Annotated in this window: 23 protein-coding genes and 1 pseudogene; 13 read left to right on the top strand and 11 right to left on the bottom strand. The window is 33.9% G+C overall.

Annotation, left to right across the window (positions count from 1 at the left end; genetic code table 11):
• Positions 1 to 291 precede the first annotated feature (291 nt).
• From ACGH6Q_RS10160 to miaB, 6 genes are all read right to left on the bottom strand, one after another.
• Entirely contained in the window at positions 292 to 1,473 is a 1,182-nt protein-coding gene (locus ACGH6Q_RS10160; protein WP_085163801.1) for a serine hydrolase, read from the bottom strand.
• A gap of 14 nt (positions 1,474 to 1,487) precedes the next feature.
• Positions 1,488 to 2,594 carry a peptidoglycan glycosyltransferase MrdB gene (gene mrdB, locus ACGH6Q_RS10155; RefSeq protein WP_034911963.1) on the bottom strand — a complete coding sequence of 369 codons (1,107 nt, stop codon included), beginning with the start codon at positions 2,592 to 2,594 and terminating at the stop codon, positions 1,488 to 1,490.
• Positions 2,595 to 2,596: 2 nt separating this feature from the next.
• Positions 2,597 to 4,534 carry a penicillin-binding protein 2 gene (gene mrdA / locus ACGH6Q_RS10150; protein WP_174799311.1) on the bottom strand — a complete coding sequence of 646 codons (1,938 nt, stop codon included), beginning with the start codon at positions 4,532 to 4,534 and terminating at the stop codon, positions 2,597 to 2,599.
• 18 nt (positions 4,535 to 4,552) lie between these two features.
• Positions 4,553 to 5,587, bottom strand: a complete 1,035-nt coding sequence (locus ACGH6Q_RS10145) for a PhoH family protein (RefSeq protein WP_065610013.1) — start codon at positions 5,585 to 5,587, stop codon at positions 4,553 to 4,555.
• A gap of 25 nt (positions 5,588 to 5,612) precedes the next feature.
• On the bottom strand, positions 5,613 to 6,092 hold the full coding sequence (locus ACGH6Q_RS10140; RefSeq protein WP_411592740.1) for a hypothetical protein: 480 nt from the start codon (positions 6,090 to 6,092) through the stop codon (positions 5,613 to 5,615).
• 79 nt (positions 6,093 to 6,171) lie between these two features.
• Positions 6,172 to 7,599 carry a tRNA (N6-isopentenyl adenosine(37)-C2)-methylthiotransferase MiaB gene (gene miaB / locus ACGH6Q_RS10135; RefSeq protein WP_065590779.1) on the bottom strand — a complete coding sequence of 476 codons (1,428 nt, stop codon included), beginning with the start codon at positions 7,597 to 7,599 and terminating at the stop codon, positions 6,172 to 6,174.
• Between the two features lie 301 nt (positions 7,600 to 7,900).
• Between miaB and ACGH6Q_RS10130 the strand changes: the two genes are divergently transcribed.
• On the top strand, positions 7,901 to 9,136 hold the full coding sequence (locus ACGH6Q_RS10130; protein ID WP_065590780.1) for an N-acetylmuramoyl-L-alanine amidase: 1,236 nt from the start codon (positions 7,901 to 7,903) through the stop codon (positions 9,134 to 9,136).
• Between the two features lie 43 nt (positions 9,137 to 9,179).
• Here ACGH6Q_RS10130 and rsmG read toward each other — a convergent pair whose 3' ends face one another.
• Entirely contained in the window at positions 9,180 to 9,779 is a 600-nt protein-coding gene (rsmG, locus tag ACGH6Q_RS10125) for a 16S rRNA (guanine(527)-N(7))-methyltransferase RsmG (RefSeq protein WP_065610019.1), read from the bottom strand.
• Positions 9,757 to 11,649, bottom strand: coding sequence for a tRNA uridine-5-carboxymethylaminomethyl(34) synthesis enzyme MnmG (gene mnmG / locus ACGH6Q_RS10120; RefSeq protein ID WP_411592739.1), 1,893 nt, complete (start codon positions 11,647 to 11,649; stop codon positions 9,757 to 9,759). The genes rsmG and mnmG overlap by 23 nt, the downstream gene beginning before the upstream one ends.
• Before the next feature lie 573 nt (positions 11,650 to 12,222).
• Between mnmG and hda the strand changes: the two genes are divergently transcribed.
• A complete protein-coding gene (hda, locus tag ACGH6Q_RS10115; protein WP_081300165.1) occupies positions 12,223 to 12,906 on the top strand; it encodes a DnaA inactivator Hda in 684 nt (227 codons plus the stop codon).
• A gap of 1 nt (position 12,907) precedes the next feature.
• Positions 12,908 to 13,687, top strand: a complete 780-nt coding sequence (locus ACGH6Q_RS10110) for a Cof-type HAD-IIB family hydrolase (RefSeq protein ID WP_296302259.1) — start codon at positions 12,908 to 12,910, stop codon at positions 13,685 to 13,687.
• 23 nt (positions 13,688 to 13,710) lie between these two features.
• Here the strand turns inward: ACGH6Q_RS10110 and ACGH6Q_RS10105 are convergent, their stop codons facing one another.
• The 3 genes from ACGH6Q_RS10105 to tusB all read right to left on the bottom strand — a co-directional run bounded on the left by ACGH6Q_RS10105 (position 13,711) and on the right by tusB (position 15,785).
• Positions 13,711 to 14,817, bottom strand: a complete 1,107-nt coding sequence (locus tag ACGH6Q_RS10105; protein WP_411592738.1) for an anhydro-N-acetylmuramic acid kinase — start codon at positions 14,815 to 14,817, stop codon at positions 13,711 to 13,713.
• 4 nt (positions 14,818 to 14,821) lie between these two features.
• Positions 14,822 to 15,385, bottom strand: coding sequence for a Sua5/YciO/YrdC/YwlC family protein (locus ACGH6Q_RS10100; RefSeq protein ID WP_065636380.1), 564 nt, complete (start codon positions 15,383 to 15,385; stop codon positions 14,822 to 14,824).
• Between the two features lie 118 nt (positions 15,386 to 15,503).
• Positions 15,504 to 15,785, bottom strand: coding sequence for a sulfurtransferase complex subunit TusB (gene tusB, locus ACGH6Q_RS10095; RefSeq protein ID WP_065590785.1), 282 nt, complete (start codon positions 15,783 to 15,785; stop codon positions 15,504 to 15,506).
• Positions 15,786 to 15,912: 127 nt separating this feature from the next.
• Here tusB and tsaE point away from each other — a divergent pair, with 127 nt between their 5' ends.
• From tsaE to purT, 10 genes and pseudogenes are all read left to right on the top strand, one after another.
• Positions 15,913 to 16,386, top strand: coding sequence for a tRNA (adenosine(37)-N6)-threonylcarbamoyltransferase complex ATPase subunit type 1 TsaE (tsaE, locus tag ACGH6Q_RS10090; protein WP_065590797.1), 474 nt, complete (start codon positions 15,913 to 15,915; stop codon positions 16,384 to 16,386).
• A gap of 65 nt (positions 16,387 to 16,451) precedes the next feature.
• Positions 16,452 to 17,156 (top strand): annotated as a pseudogene (locus tag ACGH6Q_RS10085) (N-acetylmuramoyl-L-alanine amidase); the annotation flags it as partial.
• Between the two features lie 20 nt (positions 17,157 to 17,176).
• The gene (mutL, locus tag ACGH6Q_RS10080; protein ID WP_411592737.1) at positions 17,177 to 19,033 is read left to right on the top strand and encodes a DNA mismatch repair endonuclease MutL; all 1,857 of its coding nucleotides are present in this window, start codon (positions 17,177 to 17,179) and stop codon (positions 19,031 to 19,033) included.
• Entirely contained in the window at positions 19,026 to 19,937 is a 912-nt protein-coding gene (gene miaA / locus ACGH6Q_RS10075; RefSeq protein WP_034911914.1) for a tRNA (adenosine(37)-N6)-dimethylallyltransferase MiaA, read from the top strand. The genes mutL and miaA overlap by 8 nt, the downstream gene beginning before the upstream one ends.
• A gap of 286 nt (positions 19,938 to 20,223) precedes the next feature.
• Positions 20,224 to 20,469: an RNA chaperone Hfq gene (hfq, locus tag ACGH6Q_RS10070; protein WP_065590789.1), complete on the top strand. Its 246-nt coding sequence runs from the start codon at positions 20,224 to 20,226 to the stop codon at positions 20,467 to 20,469.
• A 19-nt stretch (positions 20,470 to 20,488) separates the two neighbouring features.
• On the top strand, positions 20,489 to 21,784 hold the full coding sequence (gene hflX, locus ACGH6Q_RS10065; RefSeq protein ID WP_411592736.1) for a ribosome rescue GTPase HflX: 1,296 nt from the start codon (positions 20,489 to 20,491) through the stop codon (positions 21,782 to 21,784).
• Between the two features lie 23 nt (positions 21,785 to 21,807).
• Positions 21,808 to 23,037: an FtsH protease activity modulator HflK gene (hflK, locus tag ACGH6Q_RS10060; protein ID WP_411592735.1), complete on the top strand. Its 1,230-nt coding sequence runs from the start codon at positions 21,808 to 21,810 to the stop codon at positions 23,035 to 23,037.
• Positions 23,038 to 23,047: 10 nt separating this feature from the next.
• A complete protein-coding gene (hflC, locus tag ACGH6Q_RS10055) occupies positions 23,048 to 24,007 on the top strand; it encodes a protease modulator HflC (protein ID WP_411592734.1) in 960 nt (319 codons plus the stop codon).
• Positions 24,008 to 24,026: 19 nt separating this feature from the next.
• Positions 24,027 to 25,325: an adenylosuccinate synthase gene (locus tag ACGH6Q_RS10050; RefSeq protein ID WP_085163815.1), complete on the top strand. Its 1,299-nt coding sequence runs from the start codon at positions 24,027 to 24,029 to the stop codon at positions 25,323 to 25,325.
• Positions 25,326 to 25,403: 78 nt separating this feature from the next.
• Entirely contained in the window at positions 25,404 to 26,585 is a 1,182-nt protein-coding gene (purT, locus tag ACGH6Q_RS10045) for a formate-dependent phosphoribosylglycinamide formyltransferase (protein WP_411592733.1), read from the top strand.
• Positions 26,586 to 26,805: the final 220 nt, after the last annotated feature.

Genomic DNA, 26,805 nt, shown 5'->3' with positions numbered 1-26,805 from the left:
TTATGCTTTATCGATGAAAATTTTTAACTTATTAAATTTAAAATAATTTTATGCTGAAACGGTATAGAATCCTGAATATTTTTAACAAGTATTTAGTAATTCTTAATAAAGAAGATAGCTCTTTTATTTATAACTAGTTAACAAATATAAGAAATTTAAAAATAAGTTAATAAAATAAAAAAACTTTATAATTATGTAAGTGTAAATAACTAGATGTTTTCCTACAGATTATTTTTGAAGAGGGGTAGGTTGTTCTGTAAGCTGATACTTACAGAACAATGATAATTGAAACTAGCTAAATAATTTATGGCATTGTAGGCAGATCCAATCCCAGATTCCACCAAAAAATCCTGTTTCTTCAACATTTTGCAAAGCAACAAGTGGCTGTTCACTAATTACTTTACCATCTAATAGGAACTGCATTTTACCTACGGCTGTACCTTTGGTTATTGGAGCATAAATATAATCATCAATTTTATATTCAACTTGCACATCTGCCGCACGACCTTTTGGTACTGTGATATAAGCGCCATTAGTTGCACCTAATTGAATTTTATTTTTATCACCATACCAAATAGTTTCTGTTGCTAATGGCGTATCAGCTTTTACAGGATTTGCAGTTTCAAAAAAGCGGAATCCCCATACTAATAGTTTTTTACTTTCTTCTTCACGCCCTTTAAAGGTTCGTCCACCTAGTACCGCTGAAATTAAACGGGTATTGCCATCAACCGCTGAAGCAACTAAGTTATAGCCAGCAGCATTGGTATGTCCTGTTTTAATTCCATCAACGTTTAATGTGGTATCCCAAAGTAGTCCATTTCGATTAAGTTGTGGTTTTGATAGGGTATAGGTAAATTCTTTTTGTTTATAAATAGAATATTCTTCTGGTAAATCACGAATCAATGCTTGCCCTAAAAAAGCCATGTCTTTAGCTGTTGTGTATTGCCCTGGCGCATCGAGCCCATGAACGGTTTCAAAATGGGTATGGTTTAGTCCAATTTTTTTTGCATAATCATTCATTAGGTTAACAAATGCACCTTGGCTTCCTGCAACATGTTCAGCCATTGCAATACAAGCATCGTTACCAGATTGAATGATAATACCTTTATTAAGATCAGATACTGATACTGTTTTACCCACTTCTAAAAACATCAATGATGACCCTTTTAAAACAGGGTTGCCCGTTGCCCATGCATCTTTACTTACTACAACCATATCATCATTTTTTATGCGTCCTGAGCGTAGTGCTTGACCAACCACATAACTGGTCATCATTTTGGTTAGGCTAGCTGGGTCACGCTGTTGTTCAGCATTATATTGTGCCAAAATTTCGCCTGATTTTGCATCGATTAAAATATAAGATTCAGCATCTAGTTGTGGAATAGCTGGGATAGGAAAAGCCATTTCAGCCGATGCTGATGAACAAATTGCAAGCGCAAACAAAGCAAAAGATAATTTAAATTTCTTTTTCATTTATTTCAATTCCGTTAAATATTTTTAGACAACATATATCGATGTGTGTGAATAGACATCATAATGCCAAAACTTGCCATTAATACGACTAAAGATGAGCCACCATAACTTATTAGAGGTAATGGTACACCAACTACTGGTAAGATTCCACTGACCATACCAATATTAATAAATGCATAAATAAAAAATACTAAAATTAGTCCACCCGATAAAATTCGTCCAAATGTTGTTTGTGCTTGAGCTGCAATAATAAGTCCACGCACAATTAAGCATAAAAATAGAATTAACAAAATAATCGAACCAATAAAACCAAACTCTTCAGCTATAACTGAAAAGATAAAATCGGTGTGTCGCTCTGGTAAAAATTCAAGTTGCGATTGCGTACCTTCAAGCCAGCCTTTGCCCCATATACCACCCGATCCAATTGCTGTTTTAGATTGAATAATATGATAACCAGCCCCATTTGGATCAAGCTCAGGATTTATTAGCATCAATACGCGTTTTTGTTGATAATCATGCATTAAAAAAAACCACATAATTGGTAAAAATATAGCAATTAAAATTAATGCAATAAGAATATAGCGCCAATTAATGCCTGCTAAAAAAATAATAAAAATTCCTGACATAATAATCAATATTGCTGTGCCTAGATCTGGTTGCATAGCAACAAGTAATGTAGGCACTCCAATTATACCAAGTGTTTGTAATGTGGTTTTTAATGGTGGTGGGCATCCATCACGATGAATGAACTTTGCAACCATTAATGGTACGGCTATTTTGGCTATTTCAGAAGGTTGAAATCGCAAAATACCTAAATCTAACCAGCGCTGTGCGCCTTTACTGGTATATCCAAAAATATCTACTAATAATAGGATGATAATGCAAACAACATACAGATATGGTGACCATTTTTCATAGGTTCTGGGCGAAAATTGTGCCAGCGTAATCATTACAGTATAGCCAAGTAATATTTGTATTACTCGCTTTTGCATCATATCAATATTTTGCCCACTAGCACTCCAAAGTATATAAAGACTATAACCTAGTAATAAAGTAATAAATAAAAAAAATAAGGGATCAATATGTATTTTTTGCCAAAAAGATTTTTTACTATTATTCATTATTAATCTTCAGCTCCTGTATTTGGTGATGGGTCATCTAGCTCTGTTGAGTTATTTCCAAGAAGATAAAAATCTAATATTTTACGAGCTACTGCACCGCCGTTTGAGCTTCCGCCACCGCCATTTTCTAAAACAATGGCTAAGGCAATTTTTGGATTATCGTAAGGAGCATAAGCAATAAATAACGCGTGATCGCGTAAATGTTCAGGGATCTTATGAGCGTTATAAACTTCATCTTGTTTTAAGCCATAAACTTGTGCGGTACCTGATTTGCCAGCCGCTTGATATTTTGCATCTGCATAAATTTTACGTGCCGTTCCTCGTGATCCAAACATGACACGATGCATACCTTCTTTAGCTAAATCCCAATAAATTGATTTAACATTAACTAAACTATTATCTTCTATGTATTTTTCAGGATTAATTGTTGGTTGATGTTCATCTGAATTTAAAATATCGCTCTTTTTATATAATAAAAAATGCGGAGTATAAGTTTTACCATTATTAATTAACGTGGTTAATGCTTTTGCCATTTGGATAGGTGTTGCTGTCCAATAACCTTGACCGATACCAACTGGTATAGTATCGCCTTGCAACCAAGATTTTTTATGGCGTTTGATTTTCCATTCACGACTAGGCATAACTGCTCGTGTTTCTTCGTTTGGTGAAATATCTATACCTGTTCGTTCACCATAACCAAATTTAGTCATCCACAGATTTAGGCGGTCAATGCCCATATCATAAGCAACTTGATAAAAGTAGGTATCAACTGATTCTTCAATCGCCCTTAATACATCAACTCGACCGTGTCCCCATTTTAACCAATCACGATAACGCCGTTCAGTACCAGGTAATTGCCACCAACCAGGATCATTAACCACACTTTTTGGTGTGATCACTCCTTCACTTAAGGCCGCAATGGAAATAAAAGGCTTAACTGTTGAAGCTGGTGGATAAGCACCTAATAAAGCTCGATTAAAAAGTGGCTTACTAGGATCTTTGAGTAATTCGCTATATTTAGTACTTGATATACCACCAACAAAAGCGTTGGAATCATAACTTGGACTAGAAACCAAGGATAAAATTTCACCATTATTAGGGTCAATAGCTACCACTGCCGCTTTACGTCCAGCCAGTAATTGCTCTATATAAAGCTGTAATTTTAGGTTAATAGATAAATAGATATCCTCACCTGCTTGTGGTGGATGTTGATTTAGCTGGCGTACAATTCTACCTCGGCTGTTAACTTCAACCTTTTCATAACCAGGGGTTCCGTGTAATACGTCTTCGTAGTACTTTTCTATTCCCATTTTACCAATATTAAAAGTTGCCACATAATCACTTGCTTTATTTTCATCTTCTAATCGCTGTTTATCTTGGCTATTAATTTTAGAGATATAGCCAAGAATATGGGTCAGTGATGATCCATAAGGATAATAACGATGCTGTATACCTACAATAGAAACAAACGGAAAACGATGTTGATCTACAACAAAACGAGCTATTTGTTTTTCGGTTAAATTATCTTTTAGCGGTACTGGACGATGAGCTCTATAATTGCGTCGTTCTTTTTGAAATGTTTCAATATCTTCATCTGTCAAATCAACAATCTTTTTTAATTGCTCAAATTGTTCATTGAGGTTTTTAGTTTTATCAGGAATAATATTTAATTGATATGTAATATTATTAATCGCTAATGGCGTACCATTACGATCATAAATCATGCCACGATTAGGTGGAATAGGAATAATTTCAATACGATTATCATTAGATTTAGTAGTGTAATAGCTATAATTCAAAATCTGTAAACCAGCTAAGTTTGCAATCAATATGATAATTAAAATAATAATGACAATAAAAGAAAACAGTGCTCGGCGTAAAAACAAATTTGCTTCCGCGGAATGATCTCGAATCTTAGTTTTCTTTTTTTTACTTGAGATAGAGATAATAGTACTCCTCTAAATACTTCTTTCTGTATGCTGCAACTTATGTTGCATATGTTGCTGTTCTTCCCATTTTTCGTAAGCATTAACAATTCTAGCAACTACTGGGTGGCGCACGACATCTTCACTATTAAAAAAATTAAAACTAATTTCATCAACTTGGCTTAATACTTCTATTGCATGACGTAACCCAGATTTTTGATTACGTGGTAAATCGATTTGAGTAATATCACCTGTTATTACCGCTTTCGAATTAAAGCCAATTCGAGTTAAAAACATTTTCATTTGTTCAATCGTTGTATTTTGGCTTTCATCAAGAATAATAAATGCATCATTTAATGTGCGTCCACGCATATAAGCGAGTGGCGCCACTTCAATCACACTTTTTTCAATTAGTTTTTCGACTTTTTCAAAACCTAACATTTCAAATAAAGCATCATAAAGTGGACGTAAGTAAGGATCCACTTTTTGGCTTAAATCACCTGGTAAAAAGCCAAGTTTTTCACCAGCTTCGACTGCTGGTCGAGTTAGTACAATACGACGAATTTGTTGTTTTTCGAGCGCATCAACGGCAGCTGCTACCGCTAAATAAGTTTTACCTGTTCCAGCAGGCCCTATACCAAAAGAAATGTCGTAATCCAAAACATGAGCTATGTATTGTGCTTGATTCGCTGTTCGGGGTTTGATTATACCTCGCTTAGTTTTTATCATCACTAGCTTTCCGCCTTGATGATCAACATAACTAGGTAAGTGTTCACTCACTTTTTCAAGCGCACCTGTCTCTTTGATAGCTAAATGAATTTGTTCTGGTTCAATATCAATTATTTTGTCTTTGATTTTGGTTTGTTTATAAAGAGATTGTAAAATATCAATAGTCGCTCGAACACAAATATCATCACCAGTTATTGAAAATAAATTACCTCGATGATTAATTTCAATACCAAGCCGACGTTCTAACTGTTTTATATTGTCATTATAAGGACCACAAAGACTATTAAGCCGCTGATTATCAGCGGGCTCAAGTATGGTTTCTTGTGTTGTAATATTCAAAAATAAAACCTCTATTCAATTAATTTTAATTGCTCAGACGCTGTTCACATAAAGAACATTTTTCAACGCCTTTTATAAAATCCATTTTACATTGATGACAAGAAACTATATTTCCGTTAACAACATTATTTACTGCACTTGTTGATTGATTTTCATCAAATCCTTGTGATTTCAATTTATTAACCAACATTGAAATAGGTGTTCCACTTTTTAACTCTTGTTCAACATATGAAGTTATTTGTTCTTCAAATGTTGGCGGTACATAGTCGAGCACATTTTCGTTATAATCGTTATTGCATTGATTACATTTTATATAACGACCTAAGGTAGAGTAACTAAAAATAGGAATAAAAAATAATGTAAAATATTTTGCTACTTTTATTTGTGTGTATTTCTGTTGTTTTTCGTCAGTAGTAATATTTTGTTGTGAGCAACAATTAGGACAATTAAATTGTCCACCACGTTCGTTGACTTCTCTTCCACGAGTACCAAAAATAATAAACATTTTTTCTTTCCTATTTTCTTATTTAATAACTTTTTAATTTCTATTTAAAATAAATAACTAAATATTTTACGTTTTGTTTTTATGGTTGATAAATACCAACACCTAAATCATTTTCCTTTCGGGTTCGAGATATAACTGACATTGGTGATTCACTTACGCGTAGATCCATTTCATCTTCAGTTCTAACTACTTTTCCACGCAATGAATTTGGATAAACATCAGTAATTTCAACGTCAACAAATTTACCAATCATTTCAGGGCGACCTTCAAAGTTAACAATTCTATTATTTTCAGTTCGGCCTGTTAATTCCATAAGATCTTTTTTGGATGGACCTTCAACCAAAATACGTTGCACGGTATTTAACATACGACGGCTAAATTGCATAGCTTGTTGGTTAATTCGCTCTTGAAGAATGTATAGTCTTTGTTTTTTTTCTTCTTCCGAAACATTATCTTCCATTTCAGCAGCTGGCGTACCTGGACGTGCTGAATAGACAAAACTGTAACTTAAATCAAAATTAACATCGGCAATTAACTTCATGGTTTGTTCAAAGTCTTCTTGTGTTTCACCTGGGAAACCAACAATAAAATCGGAGCTAATTTGAATATCTGGTCGTACTTTGCGTAGTTTTCGAATAATTGATTTATATTCAAGTGCAGTATGCGTACGTTTCATTAAGTTTAATACACGATCTGATCCACTTTGTACTGGTAAATGTAAAAAATTTACTAGTTCTGGTGTGTCACGATAAACATCAATAATATCATCTGTAAATTCGATTGGATGGCTAGTTGTAAAACGAATACGATCTATACCATCAATGGCTGCAACTAAGCGTAGTAATTCAGCAAAGGAACAAATATCACCATCGAATGTCGGTCCACGATATGCATTTACATTTTGACCTAATAGATTGACTTCACGTACACCTTGCTCAGCAAGCTGAGCTATTTCATAAATAACATCATCACAAGGTCGACTAACTTCTTCACCTCGAGTGTAAGGAACTACGCAATAAGTACAATATTTATTACATCCTTCCATAATTGAAACAAATGCGGTTGGGCCTTCACTACGAGGCTCTGGTAGGCGATCAAATTTTTCTATTTCAGGAAAACTTACATCAACCACATGATTACCTTTACCACTTCTAACTTGCTCAATCATTTCTGGTAATCGGTGAAAGGTCTGAGGTCCAAAAATAATATCCACAAATGGTGCTCGTTTGCGAATGTGGGCGCCTTCTTGTGAAGCAACACATCCCCCTACACCAATAATGATATTTGGGTTATTTTTTTTAAGGTTCTTCCAACGTCCTAATTGATGAAAGACTTTTTCTTGGGCTTTTTCTCGAATAGAGCAGGTATTGAGTAATAAAATATCTGCTTCTTCGGCATTTTCAGTTAAAGTTAAACCGTGGGTAGATTCAAGGAGATCTGCCATTTTTGTTGAGTCATACTCATTCATTTGACAGCCCCAAGTTTTGATATGTAGTTTTTTGCTCATCAATAACTCAGCTATAATTTAATTGTTAAAATGAAAACGGGTTTAAATCCGCGATTTTAGCGTGCTATATTGTAATCTTTTGTTATTATAGGGTCTATAACAAAATAAAAATGACAACTTAAAGCAAGGTTGTTTTTATTATTTAATTTGATAATCTTTTTTATTATAAAAATTGATTGATAATTTAGAACAGACTATTTACAAAAATAACAGTCGATTATGATAATCATTCTTTTTAATATCCCTTTAGTTTATGCTATTATCTGCAGCTAATTTTGATAATAAATAAAGTTTTTAAGGTATGAAAAAAACATTTAGCCCAACAAAGCGCCTATTAATAAAAGGTATTATTGCTACATGTTTGTTATCCGTCACTCGTGTAGGCTTTGCCGCAGCAATGGCGCAAGTTATTGCTGTGCGTGTTTGGCCTTCATCAACTTATACAAGAATTACTTTAGAATCAAATATTAGCTTAAAATATAAGCACTTTTTATTAAGTAATCCTAATAGGATCGCTATTGATATTAACAATGTTAATCTAAATCCAATTTTAAAAAATATCTCATCAAAAGTATTAAAACACGACCCTTATATTAAATCTATACGCGTTGTTCAACGAGATCCAAAGACAGTAAGAATTTTGATCGAATTAAAACAAGGTGTTCAACCGAATACTTTTACCTTATCGCCGATAGCAAAATTCAAACATCGTTTAGTTATGGATCTTTATCCATCTAAACCAGCTTCAAGCACTGATGATGACCCTTTACTTGCGCTTTTAGAAGAATATAAAAAAGGTGATCTCAATAAAAAGCAATCTGGTATAAAAACACCAACCAATAAGAGTAAAAATGCTCCCGTTATTGTTGTGATTGATCCTGGACACGGTGGAGAAGATCCTGGCGCTATTGGTTACAATAAAACACGTGAAAAAGATATTGTTTTGCAAATTGCACGTCGTACTTATAATTTACTTAAGAAAGAACCGAATATAAAAGTCTACATGACCCGTAATGAAGATGTTTTTATCCCATTAAAAGTACGAGTTGCTAAAGCTCGTTCACTCCATGCAGATCTATTTATTTCTATTCATGCAGATGCTTTTGCTAATCGTTCTGTCGGTGGTTCATCGGTTTTTGCATTATCAACAGGTGGAGCAAGTAGTTCTGCAGCCAGTTATTTGGCCCAAACTCAAAATGAAGCAGATCAAATAGGCGGTGTTAGCCGTAGTGGTGATAAATATTTAGATAATACCATTTTAGATTTGGTTCAAAAAACAACATTAAATAATGGTGTATTACTTGGTAATGCTATTTTAAATCGAATGAAAAGAGTCAATAAGTTACATAAACCATCACTTGAAAAAGCAGGTTTTGCGGTGTTAAAAGCACCCGATATTCCATCTGTTTTAGTCGAAACAGCCTTTATTAGTAATATTACTGAAGAAAAAAAATTAAAGACTGTTTCATTCCAAAATCAAGTATCTAAATCAATTGTTGATGGTATTAAAGATTATCTGAAAAAACGCAAAAATTAAATTTATAAAAAGTTTCAGAACAGCTTGTATTTAATTACAAAAACTATTGTATAATAATTAAACACCTTTCAGCATCTAATTCTGGTATAGTCAATTTTATATTTTGTTTAAGTGTAAAACCATCAGCAATAGGATCTATATCGCTTCCTTTTAAAGCATAAAAAAATCCTTGTTCATTAGGAAGATGTTTACACCAATTAAGCATGTCTTGCAATGAAGCAAATGCTCGGCTAATAACTCCATCAAACTTTTTATCATTATACTCTTCTATTCGGCTTTGTATTGGGTTTATATTAGTTAGCTTTAATTCAAACTGTACTTGCTTTAAAAAGCGAATACGCTTACCTAAACTATCAACCAAATCAAATTGTTTATCGGGGTTAATAATCGCTAATGGAACACCTGGTAAACCAGGACCAGTTCCAACATCAATAAAAGTTTTGCCAGTTAAATAGGGCGATACAACTAAACTATCCATGATATGTTTGATTAACATTTCATTAGGATCTCGTACAGCTGTTAAGTTGTAAGTCTTATTCCATTTGTTGAGCATTTCAACATAATGGATCAATTGATCTATTTGTGATTCTGAGATCAAAAGATCCGTTTGATCTATTAGATTAATGAGTTTCTTTTTTAACATAATTTTTCTTTTTTAAATAAACTAGCAACATTGAAATCGCAGCAGGAGTAATTCCTGATATACGCGAAGCTTGTCCTATTGAAACAGGTTTATGTTGTTTTAATTTAGCCACAACTTCGTTCGATAAACCCGATATTTCAGCATAATCAATATGCTCAGGAATAAGCGTTTCTTCATTGCGTTTTTGACGTTCAATTTCTTCTATTTGCAGTTTTATATATCCATCATATTTAACTTGAATTTCAACCTGTTCCGCAGCCTGTGCGTCAGACAATCCAGGCGCAAATAATGAAAGCGATTTCAATGTGTTATAACTCATTTCAGGTCGCTTAAGTAACTCTTCTCCATTCGCTTCTTTAGTCAAATTAGTACTTAACACGGCATTTACTTCGTCAATACTTTCAATATGAGGATGTACCCATATATCACGTAATCTTGCTCTTTCTTGTTCAATAGCTTCAAATTTTTCGTTAAAACGTTGCCAGCGATAATCATCAACCATACCTAGCTTGCGACCAAGCTCGGTTAAGCGAATATCAGCATTGTCTTCACGTAACATTAAACGATATTCAGCACGCGAGGTAAACATGCGATAAGGTTCGTTAGTACCAAGAGTACAAAGATCATCAACTAATACCCCTAAATAGGCTTGATCACGGCTTGGATACCATTGATCTTGATCATATGCAAAACGTGCTGCATTTAAACCAGCAAGCATTCCTTGAGCTGCGGCTTCTTCATAGCCAGTTGTTCCGTTGATCTGTCCTGCTAAAAAGAGCCCTTTGATAACTTTACTTTCAAGTGTTGGCTTAAGATCCCTTGGATCAAAATAATCATATTCGATCGCATAACCTGGTCTGACAATATTAGCATTTTCTAATCCTTTCATACTGCGTACAAATGCTAATTGTGTATCAAATGGTAAACTTGTTGAGATCCCGTTTGGATATATTTCGTTGCTATCTAATCCTTCAGGCTCTAAATAGATCTGATGAGAATTACGATCCGCAAAACGCATAATTTTGTCTTCAATAGATGGGCAGTATCTTGGGCCAACTCCTTCTATAACACCTGTATACATGGGACTACGATCTAAACTATTTCGGATTATCTCGTGCGTTGTTTCGTTAGTGCTTGTTATATAGCAAGGAATTTGTTTAGGATGTTCGTTTGCATTACCTAAAAATGAGAATACAGGAACAGGATCATCACCATATTGTGTACTTAATTTTGAAAAATCAATTGTTCTAGCATCAATTCGTGGTGGTGTACCAGTTTTTAATCGTCCCATTCTAAATGGATATTGATGAAGTGATTTTGATAAGCCGATCGAAGCAGGATCGCCTGTACGTCCACCACTGTAATTATTAAGTCCTATATGGATCTTTCCGTCTAAAAAGGTGCCTGTTGTTAATACGACTGTTTTAGCTTTAAAGCATACTCCCATTTGGGTTTTTACACCTACGATCTGATCGTTTTCGATGATCACATCTTCAACAGATTGTTGAAAAAGCATTAAATTTTCTTGATTTTCAAGTGTAGTTCGGATCACTTTGCAATATAGTGATCGATCTGCTTGTGCTCTTGTAGCCCTAACTGCAGGTCCTTTACTGCTATTTAAGATCCTAAATTGGATCCCAGCATGATCGATAGCGTGTGCCATTAAGCCACCCATTGCATCAATTTCTTTTACCAAATGGCCTTTTCCTATACCACCAATGGCAGGATTACAAGACATTTGTCCTAATGTATTGATATTATGGGTTAAAAGTAGTGTTTTTCGCCCCATTCTTGCTGATGCCATTGCTGCTTCTGTTCCTGCATGACCGCCACCAACAATGATGACATCAAAAAGATCTGGATAAAACATAAAAAGCCTCGTATTTGTTTTGTGTATAGATGATCGCTAATTTAGATCGGGAGATTTGATTTATTCAGGGTAGGAGATTTTACTCATCTTTTTTGTTACGTCAAATGATCTATTAGGATCGCGGTCTAAATAAAATAAGATCTTTTAGATGATCTTTTTATTTTTATTATTATTAGATCGGATCCTTTTTGTTGATAACTCTTTTTTGTGATTATTTTATAGGATCTTATCGATCTGTCTATTCTGTTAATTGATCGGATCTTTTTTTGTTTTAACTTGTGTATAACTATTCTTTTTATCCACAACTGTTTTCTATTTTTAAGTTGTTAGTGCGATCATAACAGCTTGTTATCCTAATTTTTAACAGAGTTATCCACAAAAATTAAGTTTAATTGCTTAAATTTTAACTTTTTGTTGTTTTTATTTTAAACAACAATTTTTGATCGTTTTATTGTTTTTTGTTTTATTTTTTTATTAACTGTTATCTGTTTGTCTTTTTGTATAAAAGTGATTGATTTTTATAAAAGCAAATTTATACTTAATATGATTTTATTTGTATTGTGAGGTTACTTTATTACTCTTTCACAGTTACCTTTGCCTTTTCCATTATCTAATAATGAAACTTTTGATAGTTTTTATGTAGGTAATAATCGGTTGTTGTTTGATTCATTGCAAACCTTGTTAGATAAAGAGGGGTTTAATGTCTTTTATATATGGGCGGCTAGCGTTGCAGGCCGAACTCACCTTTTACATGCGTCAAGCCAAAATAAATTAGCTAGTTATATTCCATTAAAACAGCATTACCATTTGGTACCTGAAATTTTACAGGGATTAGAAAATTATGATTTAGTCTGTTTAGATGATATTGATGCAATAGCAGGTCATAGGGATTGGGAAGAGGCTATTTTCGATTTATTTAATCGTTTGACAGAAAAAAATGTGAGTAAATTATTGATAACTGCAAATGCTCCACCTAAACAAATTTCTTTTATATTGCCTGATTTAGTTTCTAGATTATCTTGGGGGCAGGTTTATCAATTAAAAGAACTTAGCGATGATGACAAGCTTAAAGCTTTGCAATTGAGAGCGCAATTAAGTGGATTTGAACTATCAACAGATGTTGGGTTATTTTTATTAAAACGTGTTAATCGCGATATGCGTACATTATTTTCTTTATTAGAAAAGTTTGAAGTAGCAACGTTAGCACAACAACGAAAGCTAACTATTCCTTTTATTAAAAATATTTTGGATTTGTAATATGAGTCATAAACCTGAAGCGATTGTTTTTTTTGATTTAGATGGGACATTATTTAATAGTCAAATTGATGTATTGTCCAGTTCCCTTGATGCTATAAAAAAATTAAAACATAATAATATTATTCCAGTGATAGCAACTGGTCGAACACCTTGTGAAGTTGCTGATTTAATGCAAAAGACTCAAATTGATTCAATTATTGGTATGAATGGGCAAGTAGTTTTATACAAAGGCGAAAAGGTTTTTACTAATAATATTGATAAAGATGTGATAATGAGAATACATCAGTATTCTAAGCAAAAAACGAATATTCCTTTATCTTTTTATAATGATGAAATGATGTGTATATCTGAGTATAGTCAACCAGCCGAGAAGTTTTATCATTATCTTAAGCAACCAGTTCCTCCTGTTGATGATCAGGTTTATTTAAAATTACCTATTCAGATGCTTTTATTACTTTGTGAATCTGGAGAAGATCTTTATCGAGATGTTTTTCCTGAACTAACCTTTATTCGTAATACCCCTTACTGTGTTGATGTTTTTAATCATGGTGGCTCTAAAGGTTATGGTATTACTCAGTTATTAAAAAATAAAGGGTTCACTGATGTGTCTACTTATGCATTTGGTGATGGTATGAATGATTTTGAAATGTTCCTAACCGTTGATCATCCTATTGCTATGGGTAATGCAGTTGATGAATTAAAAGCAAAAGCCGAGTTTGTTACAGATACTAATAATAATGATGGTATTGCTAAAGCGTTACAAAAATTTGGGTTGATTTGATCGATATTTATATATTTTTTAGTTTATTGATAAATAACCCCCAAACACACAGCTTGGCTTGCGCCAGTTACTTCGGGAATATTTGATGGTATATTGTTGATTCGGCAATAAGCAAGCCAAGCAAAGGCTATTGCCTCCATATCGTCTCCATTTATACCTTTTGTATCGGTTGTTAATACTGACCATGATGGTAATAATGCTGATAATCTTTGCATAATAAGTGGATTTTTAGCACCTCCGCCACAGACTAAAAGTTCGCAAGGTAATTTTTTTAATATAGATAATTTTTTGATCTCATTTGCAATTGATAAAGAGGTTAATTCAACGAGTGTTGCTTGAATATCTTCTGCTTTAAAATCCGTCCCTATTAATTTTTTATGTAACCATGGTAAATTAAATAACTCTCTACCTGTACTTTTAGGTGCTGGTATTTTGAAATAATCTTCATCAAATAATTTATTCAATAAGTCTTGATTAACTTTTCCTGTTTTTGCCCACAGTCCATTTTTATCATAGCTTTTACCTAGGTTTTGATTTATCCAGCAATCAAGCAGTACGTTTCCTGGACCTGTATCGTAACCAATAACAGTATGGTTAGGAATTAATACTGAAATGTTACTAATTCCTCCTATATTCAATACTACACGATTAATTTTTGGATCTTGTAGCACCGCTTTATGAAAAGCGGGGACTAGTGGTGCTCCTTGCCCTCCATAAGCCATATCTTTTCGACGAAAATCAGCTATGGTGGTTATGCCTGTTTTTGCTGCGATAATATTGGCATCGCCAATTTGTTGGGTAAATGGGTTTTTACCGTTTGGTGCATGGTAAATAGTTTGCCCGTGGCAACCAATTGCTTTTATTTGTTGTTTATCAATTTTATTGTCTTTTAAAAATTGATTGATACTATCGGCAAATAATTCACCAAGTTGATGGTCTAATTCACCCAAATTTTGTAATGTGGTTTGCTTTGTTTCACATAATGTTAATAGTTGCTGTTTTAAGTTGGTGGGCATTGGGTAGCAACTACTAGCTATTGATGTGACATTTTTTGCGGTAATATTAATTATAGCAATATCAATTCCATCCATGCTGGTTCCCGACATTACGCCAATATATAAATTTTGCATATATCTATCCTTGTCGAATAATGTTACCTGTTTGAATATTTCTGATTTGAGATGGCTGTAATCTATTACCTGTTTGTCCTTGTAATATTGGAAAATTTTCACCAAATTGGCTAACGACATCACTTGCTGTTTTACAAGGTGGATAATTCGATAAATTAGCACTGGTTGAAACTATTGGTTTGCCATAAAGATCGCATAGTTTACAAACTAAGGGGTGATTGGTGACTCGTACTGCTATGGTGTCGAATTTACCAGTCAAAAAATAAGGTGTTTTTGTATTTTTAGGAAAAACCCAAGTAACAGGGCCTGGCCAGCTAGTAAGTGCTAACTGTTTTTGTTCATTAGTAATAGCTAATTCATCTATATAAGGGATCAGTTGTTGGTAATGGCTGGCAATTAAAATTAAGCCTTTATCTACTGAACGCTGTTTTAGTTGTAACAGTTTTAATACGGCTGATTCACAATCAGGATCACACCCTAGACCGAAAACAGCCTCGGTAGGGTAAGCAATCACTTCACCATTTTTTAAATAATTATTGATTTCCGATAGCGTTAATAAATTAGCCATAAATTTGAATACGAGCTGAGTACAATTGAGATTTATATTAAACTTAGGTTTTAGGTTTTGCAAATTTGCATGATTCATGCTTTTTAAAACTGGGTAGTTTTAGCATTATGCCCTATGGTCATTCCCAGTTCATTTGTGGAAAATGGTTAGTTGTAAGTTCAACAACTTGTTGCATATTGATAATTTTAAGCCTTGAATCAATAATTTTGCTTATTCCTCGGGCTTCTATATCGCTGTTGATGACGTAACAGTGTTTAGTTTTTTTTATAATATTATTTAATAATGGATTATTTTGTATAGCCAGAATAACGCCATTTTGCCAGAACAATACAACATCTTGAGCTGATATTAATTGTGGATTTATGGCTGATTGGTTTGCTGTTGATATAGTATGTAGCATTATTTTCACTTTTTATACTGAAACGTATAGTTACCTGAAACTTTTTTACAAAATCAAGCTCATTTTGGTTAGTACATCTTTGATGTTATTAGTATATAATAAGAACTATTTATTGAGCAAAGAATTCATCATGAAACCAGTTATTTTAAGCAATGAGCAACAAACGATTTTGTTTGGTAGTAAACTTGCCAAACTATGTTTAAACTATTTGTCCAAGCATGATGATACAATTATTATCTATTTAATAGGTGATCTAGGTGCAGGTAAAACAACTTTTAGTCGTGGTTTTTTGCAACAATTAGGTCATGTAGGTAACGTAAAAAGTCCAACTTATACATTAGTTGAACCCTATCAATTTGATGATTTTTCAGTTTACCATTTTGATTTATATCGGCTTTGCGATCCAGAAGAATTAGAGTATATGGGGATTCGTGAATATTTTTCTTCGCGATCAATTTGTTTGATTGAGTGGCCACAGCAAGCAAATGGGATCTTGCCAAGCGCGGATCTTGAAATTCATTTGACTTATTTGGCGCTTGAACGTACTGCTTGCGTTCAGGCAATAAGCGAAAAAGGCAGCGAGATTATTAATCTATCATAATTGAAATAAACAATATAAAGACAATGAAAAAACTATTCACTTTTTTTATCTTATTACTGCTTTGTAGTTCTGCCTATGCAGCTAAAGTTGTGATTGCCGTTGATGCAGGGCATGGTGGTAAAGATTCCGGCGCAATAGGGAAAAATAAGTTATATGAAAAAACAGTTACGCTTTCTATTGCTAAAAAACTTACCAATTTATTAAATAAAGATCCTAATTTTAAAGGGGTGTTAACCCGTAGCAGTGATAATTTTATTTCTGTTTCACAACGCTCTGAAATCGCTAGAAAAAATAAAGCTAATTTGTTAGTTTCAGTTCACGCCGATGCTGCACCAAATCGGAATGCAACTGGTGCTTCGATCTGGGTATTGTCAACTAAGCGAGCTGACACAGAACTTGGTCGTTGGCTTGAACAAGATGAAAAACAGTCACAATTACTTGGTGGGGCAGGTGATGCGCTTAGCGATGATCATGATCCTCATTTAAGTCAAGCCGTATTAGATCTGCAATTTTCTTATTCTCAACGAGTGGGATATGAGTTAGCAAAACAAGTATTAAAAGAAATGAAAGGGATAACAAAGTTACATAAATCTGCTCCAGAACATGCAAGCTTAGGGGTATTACGTTCACCAGATATCCCATCGATTTTAGTTGAAGTTGGTTTTATCTCTAACGAAGGTGAAGAACGCTTACTAAGTAGTAATGCTCATCAAGATAAGATTGCTAAAGCTATCTATCAAGGTATAAAAAATTACGTTAAACAAAATCCAAAATTTGGAGAACAGCATTAATGGCAATTAATATTCTTTCTCCTCAATTAGCAAATCAAATTGCTGCTGGTGAGGTGGTAGAACGTCCAGCATCAGTCATTAAAGAGTTGGTTGAAAATAGCCTTGATGCGGGAAGTACTCAAATTGATATTGATCTTGAGCAAGGCGGCTGTAAATTAATTCGTATTAGAGATAATGGTTGCGGTATTGCTAAAGATGAATTAGCACTGGCGCTTGCTCGTCATGCGACAAGTAAAATCAGCAAGTTAGATGATTTAGATTCTATTATTAGCCTTGGATTTCGTGGTGAGGCGCTGGCGAGTATAAGTTCAGTTGCAAGATTGACATTAACTTCACGCACAGCAGAACAAACTGAAGCTTGGCAAGTTTATGCTGAAGGGCGAGATATGGAACCGGTGATTAAACCTGCTGCACATCCTGTTGGCTCGACTGTTGAAGTACTTGATTTGTTTTACAATACGCCTGCAAGACGCCGTTTTTTAAAAACAGAAAAAACTGAATTTATGCATATTGAAGAATTCGTTCGGCGTATTGCGCTAGCACGTCCTGATGTTACTTTTAATTTGCAGCATAATAGTAAACTTGTTAGGCAGTACCGTTCATCTACCCTTGAAAAAAGGGTAGAATTGGTATGTGGGCGAGTATTTATGCAAAAAGCAGTCAAATTAGATTGGCAACATGATGATTTGTTCATTCAAGGTTGGGTAACAAGTAGTGAAGTTAGTAATTTGCAATATTTTTATGTTAATGGTCGAGTTATCAAAGATAAATTACTTAATCATGCATTGCGACAAGCCTATATAAGACGTGCGAATGAACAACAAAGTTATGTGGTGTTTTTACAAATAGATCCAAAACAAGTTGATGTTAATGTTCACCCTGCTAAACATGAAGTCCGTTTTCATGAGGCAAGATTGGTTCATGATTTCGTTTATCAAGCTATAGTTATGGCTCTTGAATCGGATTTATCTGTAACAGATGAAAAAGTAACAATAACACCTAATCGGCAAGCAGCTGGAGAAAATATCTTTAATCAACAGACGATTTCTAAGCCTTATCAAGCTAGTAACCAATTACCTAAAAAACCTAGTAATTATGCTAAAGAAAATGCGTTGTATGGTCAGTTAGTTAGCGTTGAATCTTCTTCTCAAAATATTGTACAACTTGAGCCAGAAAAGCCATTTTTATCGGTAGAAGAAAATGAAATAACTGAACCACAAAAAGCGGTTATTGAATCATTATTTCCTAAACGAAATTTACCATTGCAATCATTACAACAGCAGCTTGATAATTCATTATTAGTGACATTTGGACGGGTGTTAACTATTATTCAACCTGATATTGCATTGCTTGAAAAAAATGAAGATAATCAACAAAAATTAATGTTGATGAAGTTGCCTATTGCTCAACAAAAATTCGTTGCGATTAAATTATTGTCACAAGATTCTGAAAAATTGCTTATCCCATTAACAATTTTAATTAATAATAAGGAGCAGAAAGTCCTTTCTTCTTATCAGCCGCAACTAAATTTTTTAGGTTTTGATTTTTATATTGATAAAGCGAAGCTGTATTTGCAAAATGTTCCTAAAATGTTGCGTACTATCAATTGGCAACAATTATTGCCCGCTTTAATTGCTTTTATTTCTGATTCAAAAAATGAAGTTTTAGATCCAACGCAAATAGCGGCTTGGTTAGCTAATCAGTATTATGATAGTGTTACGATGAACTGGAGTGTAGTAAAAGCCATTCAGTTACTAGCTCAATTAGAACAAGTGGATATTAATCTGTTACAACAAGATTCATTTTTATACCCAATTGACATGCAATCTTTAACTCAATCGATTTATCATGAATAAACCAAAAATTATTTCGTTAATGGGGCCAACAGCATCTGGTAAAACGGCATTTGCTATGGCGCTTTATGATCGTTATCCTATTGATATTATTAGCGTCGATTCAGCTCTAATTTATCGTGGTATGGACATTGGTACTGCAAAACCGACTAAAGAAGAGCAACAAAAGTATCCACATAAATTGATTGATATTTGTGATCCTGCAAAAAGTTATTCGGCAGCTAATTTTAGACATGATGCCATTGTGGAAATTGAAAAAACCCTAAAAAAAGGGCGAATTCCATTATTAGTTGGTGGGACAATGCTCTATTTTAAGGCTTTAATTGAAGGGCTTTCACCGCTTCCTGCTGCTGATAGCGTAATTCGTAAGCAAATAGAGGAAAAAGCTAATAAATTAGGTTGGCAAGCGATTCACGAAGAGCTAAAAAAGATCGATCCAATTTCAGCTGAACGAATTCATCCTAACGATCCTCAGCGGCTTAATCGTGCTTTAGAGGTTTATTTAATTTCAGGCAAAAGTCTAACTGAACTTACACAAGAAAGTGGCGAAACATTACCATACGATATTATGCAATTTGCTATTATGCCGCAAGATCGTTCGCAATTACATGAACGTATTGAACAACGCTTTTTACAGATGTTGGATCAAGGATTTGAAAATGAAGTCAGAGCACTTATGCAGCGATCGGATTTACATTTAAATTTACCTTCTATGCGTTGTGTTGGATATCGTCAAATGTGGGAGTATTTAAATGGTAATACAAGTTATGATGAAATGGTTTTTAAAGGAATCTGCGCTACTCGTCAATTAGCTAAACGACAAATAACATGGCTTCGTGGTTGGAAACAACCTATTACGTGGTTAAACAATGATAATATGGATTCAATATTCCGAAACATATTTTAAGTGATAATTTTTATAGTGGTTTAATAATATACAATTGTAAATTTTTTCGTAGGTAAAGTTATGTATATTAGTGTCAGTATTTAGTATTTTTTTTACCTTTTTAGTTTAAATTTTTTAAAATTTTAGTTATTTGTGCATTAATTATAGTTGATTGGTTTAAGAGAAGCTTTTTTTATGTTATTTTGGTAGATACTAAAGATGTATCTGAAATAGTATGTAAAATACATTAATTATTTATAAATGTATTTATTTTATCTTAATATAATTATTTTTAAAGGATAAACTCATGTCAAAAGGGCAGTCATTACAAGATCCTTATTTAAATTTGCTTCGTAGAGAGCATATTCCTGTCTCAATCTATTTAGTTAATGGTATTAAGTTACAAGGACAAATTGAATCATTTGATCAATTTGTGATTTTGTTAAAAAATACTGTAAGCCAAATGGTATATAAACATGCTATCTCGACAGTCGTACCATCTAGACCTATTTCTGGATTGGTATCTCAATCCGAAGAGGAAAGCGAAAGCTGAATTTCAGTGGAGAATCTGATTGTTTGAGAGATATAAAGGCGGTGAATCTGCCTTATTAGTCCATGTATTCTTCCCTCAAGAGAGCAATATCGAGGATCTTAAAGAGTTTGAAATTTTGGTTTCTTCGGCTCAAATAGATATTCTCGATATTGTAACAACCTCAAGAAAAGTACCTCAAACCAAATATTTTGTAGGTGAAGGTAAAGCTCAAGAAATAGCAGAAAAAGTTAAACAGCTTAATGCTTCTGTTATTTTAGTAAATCATTCTTTAACTCCCTCCCAAGAACGTAATCTAGAGCAATTATGCAAATGTCGTGTTGTTGATAGAACAGGATTGATTCTTGATATTTTTGCTCAAAGAGCCAGAACACATGAAGGTAAATTACAGGTTGAATTAGCACAGTTACAACATCTTTCGACTCGTTTAGTTCGAGGTTGGACGCATTTAGAACGTCAAAAAGGTGGGATAGGTTTACGTGGTCCAGGTGAAACTCAATTAGAAACTGATAGAAGGTTGATTCGTCAACGAATTCAATTAATTTTATCAAGACTTACTAAAGTTGAAAAACAGCGAAATCAAAATCGTCAATCACGAAATAAAGCAGATCTATCAACAGTCTCTTTTGTTGGCTACACGAATGCAGGTAAATCAACATTATTTAATGCGTTAACAAATGCTGATGTATATGCTGCTAATCAGTTATTTGCTACTCTCGATCCAACACTTCGTCGAGTTATTGTTGATGATGTCGGTGAAGTTGTTTTAGCTGACACAGTTGGTTTTATTCGCCATTTGCCACATGATTTAATTGCGGCTTTTAAAGCAACGTTATTAGAAACTCAACAAGCTGCATTGTTATTACATGTTGTTGATGCAGCAGATCCTAATTTATTAGATAATATGCATGCTGTTGATGAAGTTTTGCACGAAATTGATGCGCACGAAATTCCAACATTACTTGTTATGAATAAAATCGACTTGATAGAAGGCAAACAACCAAGTATTGATAGAGATGAAAACGGTATACCAATTCGTGTTTGGATTTCAGCGCAAAATAGTTTAGGATTAGATCAATTATTTATCGCTTTAAAAGAAAGGCTAGCTAAGCAAATACAAGTTTGCCACTTAAACTTACCTGCTTATTTAGCAAGATTAAGAAGTCGTTTATATCAGTTAAATGCGGTAGAAAATGAATTTATTAATGAGGATGGTAGTTTTCATCTAGATGTGAGAATTCCCTCTATAGAATGGAATCGCCTCTGTAAACAAGAACCAGATCTGTTATACTTGATCAATAAGCAAAATAACAACTAATTATCAAATGGAGCATATACAATATGGCGTGGAATCAGCCCGGCAATAACGGACAAGATAACGACCCATGGGGGAATAATAAAAAAAAGCCAACTAATCATTCATCTGATGGTTTATTTGATAAAGTTAAAAAATTATTAAAAAAAAATAATTTCGGTAATAATAATGGTTCCTCTGGAATTAAATTGCCGATGAGTACAACTAAAATTATCATATCTATAATTGCTTTACTTGTTGTAGTTTGGGCAGGAAGTGGATTTTATACCATTAACCAAAATCAACGTGGTGTAATTACTCGCTTCGGTCAAGTTCAATCTGAAATCATTCAACCAGGACTAAATTGGAAGCCAACTTTAATCGATAAAGTGTATATTGTTGATACACAGGGTATTCGAAATTTCAACGAAAAGGGACTTATTGTTACAGCTGGTGAAAATTTGGTTTTTGTTGATATCAATGTGCAATATAGTGTCAGCGATCCTTTAAAATATTTATTTAATGTCACTAATGTAGAAGATAGTTTGCGCCAAGCTGCCGATAGCGCCCTTAGAACGGTGGTGGCAAGTTCAAATATTGATGCGATAATTTCTGATGAACGTTCAGCTCTAGAACGTAGCACTAAAGATGAGTTAGTTAATATCATTAGTCCCTATGATATGGGTATTAATATTGTTAATTTGAATTTTCAAGTTGCTCGTCTACCAGATGAAGTGAAAGGTACTGACAATAAAACGCTTCATTCTCAAGACGATAGTGAGCGAGAAATCAAACAAGCTGAAGCTGATAAGGTGAAAAAAATTCAGCAAGCAGAAGAACGTTCAGCAGGAATTTTAGCTGATGCTAATGCATATAAGGTTAGAGTAGAACTTGAAGCTGCAGGTGATGTGGCCAGTTTTGAAAAAATCTTACCACAATATAAAGTAGCACCAGAAATTACTAAAGAACATTTATATATTGAAACTATGGAAAGAGTATTAACCAAAACTAATAAGATTATAGTGAATGATAAAAGTGGAAATTTGATGGTGTTACCGTTAGAAGCACTATTAAAAAATAAGAGTGAAAAAAATTCTCAAACAATGACGTTATCAAACCAAAATAGTGAATATAATTCCAATATGCTCAGCTCGTCTGAAACAGTAAAAGAACAGCCTAAATCAAAGCTGGAATTATCAAAAGAAAATAACAATAACACTAATAACACCATTAAAGTTGGCGAGACTACGCGGACTCCACGGTTTATGGGAAGATAAGGAGAAAAGCATGCGCAAATTATTGGTTCCTATAGTATTAATTTTGATTGGTGTGTTTTTTTCTAGCGCTTATGTTATTGAAGAAGGTACTCGTGGAATAGTTTTACGGTTTAATAAAATTATAGGATTATCTGAACCTGGATTACATTTTAAATTTCCAGGAATGGATAATGTAAAAATTGTTGATGCTAAAATAAAAACAATAAATAGTCCTAATAATGCCGGTCAAGAACAAAAATTTAGAACACGTGAAAATAAAGATTTAGTTGTTGATTATTTTGTACAATGGAAGATTATTGATTTTAATCGATATTATGAAACTATTGCTGCTGGTAATAGTATCGAGAACTTGTTGCTTGCTCGATCAAATGGTTGTTTAAGAACAGAAATTGAAAAATTAAATATCATTGATGTTGTTAATGATACGAATAATAACTCTCATAATTCTATAGTAACCCGTGTAAAAGATATTTTAAATAGCACGGTTAAAGAATTGGATAAAAGTAATTCGATTGAAAATCAAGCTAATAAAGATGAAAAAGCTTTAGAGGTTAATCAAGCGAGTATGAGACCTTTCGGTATTGAAGTTATTGATGTTCGCTTAAAGAAAGTTAATTTTCTTCAAGAAATGTCTAATTCTATTTATGAGAAAATGAAAGCAGAACGAAATAATGTGTTCCAAAATCAACATTTTCAAGGTGTTAAAAGAGCTGATGAAATACGAGCAGAGGCTACACTCGAAGTAACCAAAATATTATCTGAAGCTGAACGTCAATCTCGCTCTATTCGTGGTGAAGGTGATGCGAATGCAATCAAACTTTATGCTGATGCCTTTGGTAAAGATATAGAGTTTTTTAGCTTTATACGGAGGCTAAAAACTTATGAACGAAGCTTTACAGATAATGATATTGTAGTTATTAGCCCTGATAGTGAATTTTTTAAATATATGAAATTAAAATCTGATAATTAACAAAATGAGTAAATAGTCTATGAGTAATAATGTTGTTGTGTTAGGTACACAATGGGGTGATGAAGGAAAAGGTAAAGTTGTTGATTTACTTACGGAAAAAGCAAAGTATGTTGTTCGCTATCAAGGAGGGCATAATGCAGGTCATACATTAGTTATTAATGGTGAAAAAACAGTATTACACTTAATTCCATCAGGAATTTTACGTAATGATGTTATTAGCATTATTGCTAATGGTGTAGTGCTTTGTCCTGATGCTTTGATGAAAGAGATGAAAGAGTTAGAAAATAGTGGTATTCCTGTTAGGGAAAGACTCCTTATCTCTGAATCATGTCCTCTAATTTTGCCTTACCATATTGCATTAGATCAAGCTCGAGAAAAAGCTCGTGGCAATAAAGCTATTGGAACAACAGGGCGTGGTATTGGTCCTGCTTATGAGGATAAAGTTGCTCGCCGTGGACTTCGAGTTGGTGATTTACGTGATCGTCAAGCTTTTGCTGAAAAACTAAAAGATGTGATGGAATATCATAATTTCCAATTAGTCAATTATTACAAAACCGAAGCAGTAGATTATCAAAAAGTTTTAGATGCTACATTAGCTATAGCTGATATTTTAGTTGCTATGATTGCCGATATTCCTGCGCTTTTAGAAGATGCACGAAGAAAAGGTGAAAGAATTATGTTCGAAGGTGCACAAGGTACATTACTTGATATCGATCATGGTACTTATCCTTTTGTAACTTCTTCTAATACTACTGCTGGTGGTGTGGCAACGGGATCTGGTTTTGGTCCGCGTTATGTTGGCTATGTGTTAGGTATTGTTAAAGCTTACTCTACGCGTGTTGGTGCAGGCCCATTCCCTACAGAGCTATTTGATGAAGTTGGTGAGTATCTTTGTAAACAAGGTAATGAATTTGGTGCAACAACAGGTCGTCGCCGTCGTACTGGATGGCTTGATGCAGTTGCTGTGCGTAAAGCGGTACAACTTAATTCTGTTTCAGGATTTTGTTTAACTAAGCTTGATGTGTTAGATGGGCTGAAAGAAGTAAAAATTTGTGTCGGTTACCAATTACCAAATGGTGATGTTATCAAAAATGCTCCAGCTGCCGCTGAAGAGTGGAGCTTAGTTAAACCTGTTTATGAAACTATGCCAGGTTGGAGCGAATCAACTTTTGGTATTAAAAGCTATGATGCACTGCCACAAGCAGCAAAAGCTTATATCAAAAGAATTGAAGAGTTAACCGAAACACCAATTGATATTATTTCAACAGGTCCGGATCGCAATGAAACCATGATTTTACGTGATCCTTATCAAGCTTAATATTGATTAAAAAATCGGGATAATTTTCCCGATTTTTTATTTCTTGAGATATAACGATTAACTGTGTATGAGGGAATTATGGCTAAATTAGGTACTCCTTTATCACCGACTGCAACAAAAGTATTACTTTGTGGTGCAGGAGAGTTAGCTAAAGAAGTGGCGATTGAATTACAACGTTTTGGCTGTGAAGTTATTGCAGTTGATCGCTATGCTAATGCGCCAGCAATGCAAGTAGCTCATCGGTATCATACTGTTAATATGCTTGATGGGGATGTTCTAAGAAAAGTCATTGAAATGGAAAATCCCGATTATATTGTTCCAGAAATTGAAGCTATTGTCACATCTACATTGGTTGAGTTGGAAAAAGAAGGATTTACTGTTATTCCAACAGCAAAAGCAACGCAATTAACAATGAATCGTGAGGGGATTCGCCGTCTTGCTGCAGAAGAATTAAAACTACCCACTTCACCTTATCGTTTCGCCGAAAACGAATTTGAATATGAACAAATGGTAAAAGAAATAGGTTTTCCATGTTTGGTTAAGCCAGTTATGAGCTCTTCGGGTAAAGGTCAATCTTTATTGCGTAGTGAAGCAGATATTAAATCTTCATGGATATATGCTCAAGAGGGAGGGCGCTCTGGTGGGGGTAAAGTAATCATAGAAGGTTTTGTTGATTTTGATTACGAGATTACTTTGCTGACTGTTCGGCATATTAACGGAGTTTCATTCTGCGAACCAATTGGCCATCGTCAAGAAAAAGGTGATTATCGAGAATCTTGGCAACCTCAGCAGATGCCTGAAAAAGCATTGAAACAAGCGAAAAATATTGCAACTAAAATAACAGAAGCATTAGGTGGACGAGGGGTATTTGGTGTTGAATTATTTGTTAAAGGGGAGCAAGTATGGTTTAGTGAAGTATCACCTCGCCCCCATGATACCGGTATGGTGACATTAATTTCACAAAACCTATCTGAGTTTGCATTACATGCTAGGGCAATATTAGGATTGCCAATTCCAATTATAGAACAATATGGTGCCTGTGCATCATCTGTCTTATTAATAGAAGGTAATTCCAAACAAATAACTTTTGCTAATATTGATAAAGCATTAAGCGAACCGCAAACTGATTTACGTTTATTTGGTAAACCAGAAGTAAAAGGAACAAGAAGAATGGGAGTTGCGTTAGCTAGAGCATCGACAGTTAAAGAGGCTACTAATAAAGCTATTAATGTGACAAAACAACTAAAAATAACCCTATAATGCCTAAATTTGTGTAAAAAGCAGTCATTCAACACAAAAAAATAAAAATTTCTAAAATAGGGGTTGACGTTCACATGTGAAGTGAGTAACATACGCAACCCTTGAGACAGCGAACTAAATCAACGAAAGGTTGACGAGGGATATAAGCTGTTAGCTCTTTAAAAAGAAGAAACAGACAATCTGTGTGGGCACTTGCGAGACAAAAGATTAAAGTCTACGG

The sequence above is a fragment of the Gilliamella sp. BG2 genome (genome assembly GCF_046635645.1).
GTDB lineage: Bacteria > Pseudomonadota > Gammaproteobacteria > Enterobacterales > Orbaceae > Gilliamella > Gilliamella bombi.
The sequence above is the reverse complement of the archived record's forward strand: the minus strand, read 5'-3'. Positions and strand labels throughout refer to the sequence as shown.

What these genes read in the sequence shown, in the direction of transcription:
- ACGH6Q_RS10160 (WP_085163801.1), bottom strand. Translation starts at nt 1,473, where the DNA reads ATGAAAAAGAAATTTAAATTATCTTTTGCTTTGTTTGCGCTTGCAATT.
- mrdB (WP_034911963.1), bottom strand. Translation starts at nt 2,594, where the DNA reads ATGAATAATAGTAAAAAATCTTTTTGGCAAAAAATACATATTGATCCC.
- ACGH6Q_RS10140 (WP_411592740.1), bottom strand. Translation starts at nt 6,092, where the DNA reads ATGTTTATTATTTTTGGTACTCGTGGAAGAGAAGTCAACGAACGTGGT.
- miaB (WP_065590779.1), bottom strand. Translation starts at nt 7,599, where the DNA reads ATGAGCAAAAAACTACATATCAAAACTTGGGGCTGTCAAATGAATGAG.
- ACGH6Q_RS10130 (WP_065590780.1), top strand. Translation starts at nt 7,901, where the DNA reads ATGAAAAAAACATTTAGCCCAACAAAGCGCCTATTAATAAAAGGTATT.
- rsmG (WP_065610019.1), bottom strand. Translation starts at nt 9,779, where the DNA reads ATGTTAAAAAAGAAACTCATTAATCTAATAGATCAAACGGATCTTTTG.
- mnmG (WP_411592739.1), bottom strand. Translation starts at nt 11,649, where the DNA reads ATGTTTTATCCAGATCTTTTTGATGTCATCATTGTTGGTGGCGGTCAT.
- ACGH6Q_RS10110 (WP_296302259.1), top strand. Translation starts at nt 12,908, where the DNA reads ATGAGTCATAAACCTGAAGCGATTGTTTTTTTTGATTTAGATGGGACA.
- ACGH6Q_RS10105 (WP_411592738.1), bottom strand. Translation starts at nt 14,817, where the DNA reads ATGCAAAATTTATATATTGGCGTAATGTCGGGAACCAGCATGGATGGA.
- ACGH6Q_RS10100 (WP_065636380.1), bottom strand. Translation starts at nt 15,385, where the DNA reads ATGGCTAATTTATTAACGCTATCGGAAATCAATAATTATTTAAAAAAT.
- tusB (WP_065590785.1), bottom strand. Translation starts at nt 15,785, where the DNA reads ATGCTACATACTATATCAACAGCAAACCAATCAGCCATAAATCCACAA.
- mutL (WP_411592737.1), top strand. Translation starts at nt 17,177, where the DNA reads ATGGCAATTAATATTCTTTCTCCTCAATTAGCAAATCAAATTGCTGCT.
- miaA (WP_034911914.1), top strand. Translation starts at nt 19,026, where the DNA reads ATGAATAAACCAAAAATTATTTCGTTAATGGGGCCAACAGCATCTGGT.
- hfq (WP_065590789.1), top strand. Translation starts at nt 20,224, where the DNA reads ATGTCAAAAGGGCAGTCATTACAAGATCCTTATTTAAATTTGCTTCGT.
- hflK (WP_411592735.1), top strand. Translation starts at nt 21,808, where the DNA reads ATGGCGTGGAATCAGCCCGGCAATAACGGACAAGATAACGACCCATGG.
- hflC (WP_411592734.1), top strand. Translation starts at nt 23,048, where the DNA reads ATGCGCAAATTATTGGTTCCTATAGTATTAATTTTGATTGGTGTGTTT.
- ACGH6Q_RS10050 (WP_085163815.1), top strand. Translation starts at nt 24,027, where the DNA reads ATGAGTAATAATGTTGTTGTGTTAGGTACACAATGGGGTGATGAAGGA.
- purT (WP_411592733.1), top strand. Translation starts at nt 25,404, where the DNA reads ATGGCTAAATTAGGTACTCCTTTATCACCGACTGCAACAAAAGTATTA.